Genomic DNA, 7322 nt, shown 5'->3' on the forward strand with positions numbered 1-7322 from the left:
GTCAATAGCGTCTTGGACTACTGAGTACTGGCGGTCCACAGCGCCGTCCGTCCGGCGGACGTACAAATCATCCTTCGCCCATAGCCGACCTGTGAAGTCGCCTGATAGCCTCAAAGTCCCGAAACGAACAGAGAGGATTTTTTGCATGTCACAGGCGAACGAGTCAGACGATTTTCGCGTTGTACTGAGCGCCCCGCAACTCGTGGCCGTCTTGGCCCGTCAATCGATTAACCAGACCGAAATGCTTTCCAATCGGCTATGGGGCGGCTTGCAGGTTGTCGGTGGCGTTCTGGAAATGGTCGGAGCGGCCGCACTATGCGTTCTGCCGGAGCCGACGATGGCGAGCAAAGCCGGGTGTGTCGTGTTCGGCGCGCATGGTTCTGATACGGCGGCGGCCGGTCTGCGTCAGGTCTGGACGGGGCGGGATACGTCTACGCTGACCCAGCAGGGTACGACGAAGCTGGCCGAGGCGATGAAAGCTAGTCCTGGCATCGCGAGCAGTATTGGCTTGTCGCTTGATATCGCTGTGCCGTTTGGCTTTGCTGGTTCGGTCAAGGCCGCGCGGGCTTCGCGGATCGTGATGGGCCGGATTGACCTGATGAAGCACGAAGCGAAGCTGGGCAGTCGGATCGGAGGCCACACAGTCGAGAAACATGTGGGGCGCACTGAAGCACAGTTGCGCGAGCGATTAACTCGCGAACCAAAGCGGCAAACGGTTTCGTCGTTCACGAATATAGAGTCTGCGGAATGGGCGATCTCGGAGGTGATGCGGGTTGACGCACTTCGGATCAAAACATGGGCGCAATCTTCGAGGCGAGCCAAACCGCTCGAATTGGAAAAGGACGTAGGGAGGACCGTCGGCTATGGAGTATCCAGGAAAACGGATAGCTTAACGGGCATGAGCGTTGTACACCTCGTTCTTAAATACGAAACGTACAACGGAATGCCATACTATGTTCTCACGGCCTACCTATACTGAGTTCTAGCAATGAGAGAAACTTCATACCCCGAACTGAATCAATTGTTCGGCGTTTACTTGAACCAGGATTTCGACATATGGGGTGAGACCATTCCCGATATTGTTGCCTGTTACAAAAGGGATAGCCCGGTGGCTGACCATCAATCAATGCTCGCAGAGATAGAAAGATTCGAGAAAGAACACCAGCATGATCTCGATGTCGCGTTCGATCAGATGTACGGGCACGAGTTTTCTCCTGTCCCATGGGGACACACGACCGCATCATTTCTTGAGGAATTGAAGCGGCTGTTGAGTGAATAGCCAAGTCGCGACCGCCGCCTACGAGCGCGCTTTTGCATCGTTTGTGCCCCTATCCGCGGGGTTCTTGTTGGCTAGTGAGACGGGGCGCCATATAGGGTGCGGCCTGATTCGGAAAGCCGGACAGATGGCACCGCCTGATCCATGCGTGCTCCGTTGCGCGTCGATATTCAGTCGCAAATGCTACTGAGGTGAGGGCTAGTGGCTTTCCGTGTCGTTCACGTTCCGATTCTCCCCGCAGCCCAAAAATGAGGCAGAATCCACACGTGCGACCCGCTGCGCGACGCAGTCCGCCGTGTTCGCTTAATCGTTCCGCTTTGGCGTTCCAGGGCCCCGCATCGCCATCCGCCGCGCACAGCGTTTGTGTCCTCGTGTTGTCGTTTTCCTGATCGACGCTTGCGCATCCTGCCGGTACCACGCGCGAGATGCCTCTCAACCGCCCGCCCAGAGCCTAGCAATGACGACCCAGCAACCGACCATCATCTACACCCTCACCGACGAGGCCCCGCTGCTCGCGACCGCGGCGTTCCTGCCGATCATCCGGACCTTCACGAGGCCGGCCGGCATCGAGGTCGAGACCAGCGACATCTCGGTCGCGGGCCGCATCCTCGGTGAGTTCCCCGAATTTCTGACCGAAGCGCAGCGGGTGCCCGACAACCTCGCTGAACTCGGTCGCCTGACCTCGTTGCCCGACACCAACATCATCAAGCTGCCCAACATCAGCGCATCGGTGCCGCAACTGACGAGCGCGATCAAGGAGCTGCAGGCGAAGGGCTACAAGGTACCCGACTATCCGGAAGATCCGAAGACCGACGCGGAGAAGGCGATCCGTCAGCGCTACTCGAAGTGTCTCGGCAGCGCGGTGAATCCGGTGCTGCGCGAGGGCAACTCGGACCGTCGCGCGCCGGCCGCGGTGAAGAACTACGCGCGCAAGCATCCGCACAGCATGACCGAATGGAGCATGGCGTCGCGCACGCACGTCGCCACCATGCGACATGGCGACTTCTATCACGGCGAAAAATCGATGACGCTAGATCGCGCGCGCGACGTGAAGATGGAACTCGTCACGAAGAACGGCAAGACGATCGTGCTGAAACCGAAGGTCGCGCTAGAGGCCGGCGAGATCATCGACAGCATGTTTATGAGCAAAAAGGCGCTGCTCGCGTTCTATGAAGACCAGATGGAAGACGCGCGCAAGACCGGCATGATGCTGTCGCTGCACGTGAAGGCGACGATGATGAAGATCTCGCATCCGATCGTCTTCGGCCACGCGGTGAAGGTGTTCTACAAGGACGCGTTCGCGAAGCACGGCAAGCTGTTCGACGAGCTCGGCGTGAACGTCAACAACGGCCTCGTCAATCTGTACGAGAAGATCGAGGCGTTGCCGGAATCGCAGCGCGAGGAAGTGATCCGCGACCTGCACGCGTGCCACGAGCATCGTCCGGAACTGGCGATGGTCGATTCGGCGAAGGGCATCTCGAACCTGCACGCGCCGAACGACGTGATCGTCGATGCGTCGATGCCGGCGATGATTCGCGCCGGTGGCAAGATGTGGGGCGCCGACGGTCGTCCGAAAGACACCAAGGCGGTGATCCCGGAGAGCACGTTCGCGCGCATCTACCAGGAGATCATCAACTTCTGCAAGACCAACGGCGCGTTCGATCCGGTCACGATGGGCACCGTGCCGAACGTCGGCCTGATGGCGCAGAAGGCGGAAGAATACGGCTCGCACGACAAGACCTTCGAAGTGCCGGAAGACGGCGAGGCGCGCATCGTCGATCTTGCGAACGGCGAGGTGCTGCTCACGCAGAACGTCGAGCAGGGCGACATCTGGCGCATGTGCGAGGTGAAAGATGCGGCGATCCGCGACTGGGTCAAGCTCGCGGTCACGCGCGTGCGCAATTCGCGCACGCCCGCAGTGTTCTGGCTCGATCCATATCGCCCGCACGAGGCGGAACTGATCAAGAAGGTCGAGGCCTACCTGAAGGATTACGACACCACCGGCCTCGACATCCAGATCATGTCGCAGGTGCGCGCGATGCGTTACACGCTGGAGCGCGTCGTGCGCGGGCTCGATACGATCTCGGTCACCGGCAACATCCTGCGCGATTATCTGACCGACCTGTTCCCGATCATGGAACTGGGCACGAGCGCGAAGATGCTGTCGATCGTGCCGTTGATGGCGGGCGGCGGCATGTACGAGACCGGCGCGGGCGGTTCGGCGCCGAAGCACGTGAAGCAGCTCGTCGAAGAGAACCATCTGCGCTGGGACTCGCTCGGCGAATTCCTCGCGCTCGCGGTATCGCTCGAAGAGCTGGGCATCAAGACCGGCAACAACCGGGCGAAGATCCTCGCGAAGACGCTCGACACCGCAACCGGCAAGCTGCTCGACAACAACCGCAGCCCGAGCCCGAAGACGGGCGAGCTCGACAATCGCGGCAGCCAGTTCTATCTGGCGATGTACTGGGCACAGGAGCTGGCCGCGCAAACGGACGATGCCGCGCTGGCCGCGCAGTTCGCGCCGCTCGCGACGCAGCTGACCGCCAACGAGCAGGTGATCGTGGCGGAGCTCGCGTCGGTGCAGGGCGCGCCGGCGGACATCGGCGGCTATTACAAGCCGGACTTGAACAAGCTCGAAGAGGTGATGCGGCCGAGCCGCACGTTCAACGAGGCGCTCAAGGCGGTGCGCGTCGAGTGACCTGATGCGTGTGAAGTAAGAAGTGAACTGATGTGCACACGGGCCGCCGGCGGGCGGCTCGGCGTAATCGTGCGCGCCGCGAATGCTATGCTCTCGGTCGACCAAAAATCATGCGCCCGCGGCGCGACATCCACACATGACGAAACTGATCAAGCGCGCTTCGGCCGAGGCGCGCGCTTTCCGTAACCGGGACAACGAAGCCATCGGCGGTAGGCAGAAAATCGCGCACGGACAGGCGCCAAAAACCGCGCGCAACGCGAACCGCGCCGTCGACCACGAGCTTCATGACGCGCCGCAAATCGAAACGCCGCGCAAGCCGCGCTTCGCGCCGGTGACGTTCTCCGAAGAGGGCGGCGTGCGCTACCTGCATTTCGGCACGGAATGGGTGCAAGGCGCGATGCGTCTGCGCAAGCCCGATCACATCGAACTCGAATACGCGCAGCAGATGATGGCCTGGCTGCTGTTTCTCGAAACGCCGAAGCGCATCGTGCAGCTCGGGCTCGGCGCGGCGGCGCTGACCAAGTTCGCGCACCGCTTCCTGAAGAGCGCAAAGGTCGAGGCCGTCGAACTGAATCCGGCGGTCGTGGTGGCCGCGCGCACGATGTTCGAACTGCCGCCCGACGATGCGCGTCTGACGGTGCACGAAACCGACGCATGGGACTTCGTCAACGAGAGCGCGAACCACGGCACCATCGGCGCGCTGCAGATCGACGTCTACGACGCGACCGCGCGCGGCCCGGTGCTCGACAGCGTCGGTTTTTACCGCGCGGCGCGTGCGTGTCTGACCGACGCGGGGATCGTCACGGTGAATCTGTTCGGCGATCACCCGAGCTTCGTGCGCAACATGAAGCGCCTGAACGAAGCCTTCGACGGTCGCGTCGTCGCGCTGCCCGAAGTGCACGACGGCAACCGCATCGCGATCGCGTTCTCGGGCCCCGCGCTCGACGTGCCGTTCGCCGCGCTCGACGCGCGCGCGAAGCTGATCGAAGCCGAGCTCGGCTTGCCGGCGCGCAAGTGGATCAAGGGCCTGCGCGAATCGACGGGTCAGACGGGCGCATCGTTTGCCATCTGAGCGCTGAATTCCGATCAGCGCGCGAAGAATGAGGCGGCCGTGCCGGCGTATCAGTCGGCACGGCCGTTTTGCTTCCGGTATTTTTTTCATGTCGATGCTGCAGCGTGATCCAGTCTGCATCGTTGGACGCCAATGTGCCTCGGGGTCGCCCCGGCTTGACCGGGCGTTCGCCACTCCTATACTCTTGCGAGGCTTTCGGGGAGCCCGTGGCGGACCGCGGGACGACCACCCGCTGAGTTCCTCCTCCCGTCGACCACGGGCAGATAAATTCAAAATAGGAAAAACAGGAGACGTCATGGCTCACGACGCCGACGTGAAGAAAGCCAGCAAGCACTGGCTCTGGCTATTGCTGCTACCGTGGATCGCGATGATCTGGGTGCCGTCCTACAACCGGATCGAGCCGCAGCTGTTCGATTTCCCGTTCTTCTACTGGTATCAGCTGCTGTGGGTGCTGATCAGCGCGGTCATCACCGCGTTCGTCTATGTGAAGACCAAGTCCCGCTATACGGGTCGCCCGAACGGGGGCGCACAACGATGAACCCCATTGCAACCTTTGTCTTCGTTCTGTTTTTCATCGGCGTCACGATTCTTGGCTTCGTCGCGGCGCACTGGCGGCGCGGCGATCTCGCGCATCTGGAAGAGTGGGGTCTCGGCGGCCGGCGCTTCGGCACGATCGTCACGTGGTTCCTGCTCGGCGGCGACCTGTACACCGCCTACACCTTCATCGCGGTGCCGGCGCTCGTGTTCGGCGCGGGCGCAACCGGCTTCTTCGCGCTGCCGTACACGATCCTGATCTATCCGTTCGCCTTCGTCGTGTTCCCGAAGCTGTGGAGCATCGCGAAGCGCCACGGCTACGTGACCTCGGCGGACTTCGTGTCGGCCCGCTACGGCAGCCGCATGCTCGCGCTCGCAGTCGCCGTGACCGGCATCGTCGCGACGATGCCGTACATCGCGCTGCAGCTGGTCGGTATCGAAGTGGTGATCGGCGCGCTCGGTTTCGACACCACCGGCTTCGTCGGCGATCTGCCGCTGATCATCGCGTTCGCGATCCTCGCGGCCTACACGTACACGTCGGGCCTGCGCGCGCCGGCGATGATCGCGGTGGTCAAGGACATCCTGATCTACGTGACGATCTTCGCCGCGATCATCGTGATTCCGCCGCAATTGGGCGGCTTCGGCCATATCTTCGGCGCGGTCCCGCCGGCCAAGCTGCTGCTGAAGTCGCCGGACGTGTCGAGCCTGAACGGCTATAGCGCGTACGCGACGCTCGCCGTGGGTTCGGCGCTCGCGCTGTTCCTGTATCCGCACTCGATCACCGCGGTGCTGTCTTCGAAGTCGGGCAACACGATCCGCCGCAACATGGCCTTGCTGCCGGCGTATTCGCTGGTGCTCGGCCTGCTCGCGCTGCTCGGCTTCATGGCGCTCGCGGCCGGCGTGAAGGACATGCCCGAGTTCGCGCCGTACTTCAAGGCCTTCGGCCCGAACTTCGCGGTGCCGGCGCTGTTCCTGCACTTCTTCCCGTCGTGGTTCGTCGGCGTCGCGTTCGCGGCGATCGGTATCGGCGCGCTGGTGCCGGCGGCGATCATGTCGATCGCGGCGGCGAACCTGTACACGCGCAACGTGCACAAGGAGTTCATCAACCGCAATATGACGCATGACCAGGAGACCAACGTCGCGAAGCTGGTGTCGCTGATCGTCAAGGTCGGCGCGGTCGCGTTCATTCTCGGTTTGCCGCTCACGTACGCGATCCAGCTGCAGCTGCTCGGCGGGATCTGGATCATCCAGACGCTGCCGGCCATCGTGCTCGGTCTCTACACGCGCGTGCTCGACTATCGGGGTCTGCTGCTCGGCTGGGCGGCGGGTATCGCGACCGGCACGTGGATGGCGATTTCGTTGAACCTCGCGAGCTCGATCTTCACGATTCATCTGTTCGGCATCGCGATTCCGGGCTATGCGGCGGTGTGGTCGCTGATCGTGAACCTCGTGGTGTCGGTGGTCGTGAGCCTGATCGTGCGCGCGGTGGGCATGCAGCGCGCCGAGGATCGCACTCGTCCGGAAGACTACCTGGACATCGTCGAAGGCTGATTCCGGCTGCGACTTCACGCTCCGAAACACGCAACGCCCGCCGACGCAAGTTGGCGGGCGTTTGTGTTGTGCGCCCAGCATGGGCGCACTCTTGTGGGTGCAAGTCCCACCGCAAGTTGATCACAGCGAGCGAAGCGAAGCGCAACTGCGCGAGGGCGACCGGGCGTAGGGAGGAAGCGTGGAGCGAAACT

At 62.4% G+C, this 7322-nt stretch carries 6 protein-coding genes; all 6 read left to right on the plus strand.

Annotation, left to right across the window (positions count from 1 at the left end):
• Positions 1-145: 145 nt before the first annotated feature.
• The 6 genes from AB3X95_RS32830 to mctP all read left to right on the plus strand — a co-directional run bounded on the left by AB3X95_RS32830 (position 146) and on the right by mctP (position 7131).
• Entirely contained in the window at positions 146-979 is an 834-nt protein-coding gene (locus AB3X95_RS32830) for an RNase A-like domain-containing protein (RefSeq protein WP_368623467.1), read from the plus strand.
• 9 nt (positions 980-988) lie between these two features.
• Positions 989-1279 carry a contact-dependent growth inhibition system immunity protein gene (locus tag AB3X95_RS32835; protein ID WP_368623468.1) on the plus strand — a complete coding sequence of 97 codons (291 nt, stop codon included), beginning with the start codon at positions 989-991 and terminating at the stop codon, positions 1277-1279.
• Between the two features lie 454 nt (positions 1280-1733).
• Positions 1734-3974 (plus strand): NADP-dependent isocitrate dehydrogenase, encoded by a 2241-nt coding sequence (locus AB3X95_RS32840; protein WP_368623469.1) that lies wholly within the window; start codon positions 1734-1736, stop codon positions 3972-3974.
• Between the two features lie 136 nt (positions 3975-4110).
• Positions 4111-5046 (plus strand): spermidine synthase, encoded by a 936-nt coding sequence (locus tag AB3X95_RS32845; RefSeq protein WP_368623470.1) that lies wholly within the window; start codon positions 4111-4113, stop codon positions 5044-5046.
• 295 nt (positions 5047-5341) lie between these two features.
• Positions 5342-5584, plus strand: coding sequence for a DUF3311 domain-containing protein (locus AB3X95_RS32850; protein WP_176366947.1), 243 nt, complete (start codon positions 5342-5344; stop codon positions 5582-5584).
• Entirely contained in the window at positions 5581-7131 is a 1551-nt protein-coding gene (mctP, locus tag AB3X95_RS32855) for a monocarboxylate uptake permease MctP (protein WP_176121243.1), read from the plus strand. The genes AB3X95_RS32850 and mctP overlap by 4 nt, the downstream gene beginning before the upstream one ends.
• The last annotated feature ends 191 nt before the right edge of the window (positions 7132-7322 follow it).

The sequence above is a fragment of the Paraburkholderia sp. BR13444 genome (assembly GCF_040948755.1).
GTDB lineage: Bacteria > Pseudomonadota > Gammaproteobacteria > Burkholderiales > Burkholderiaceae > Paraburkholderia > Paraburkholderia youngii.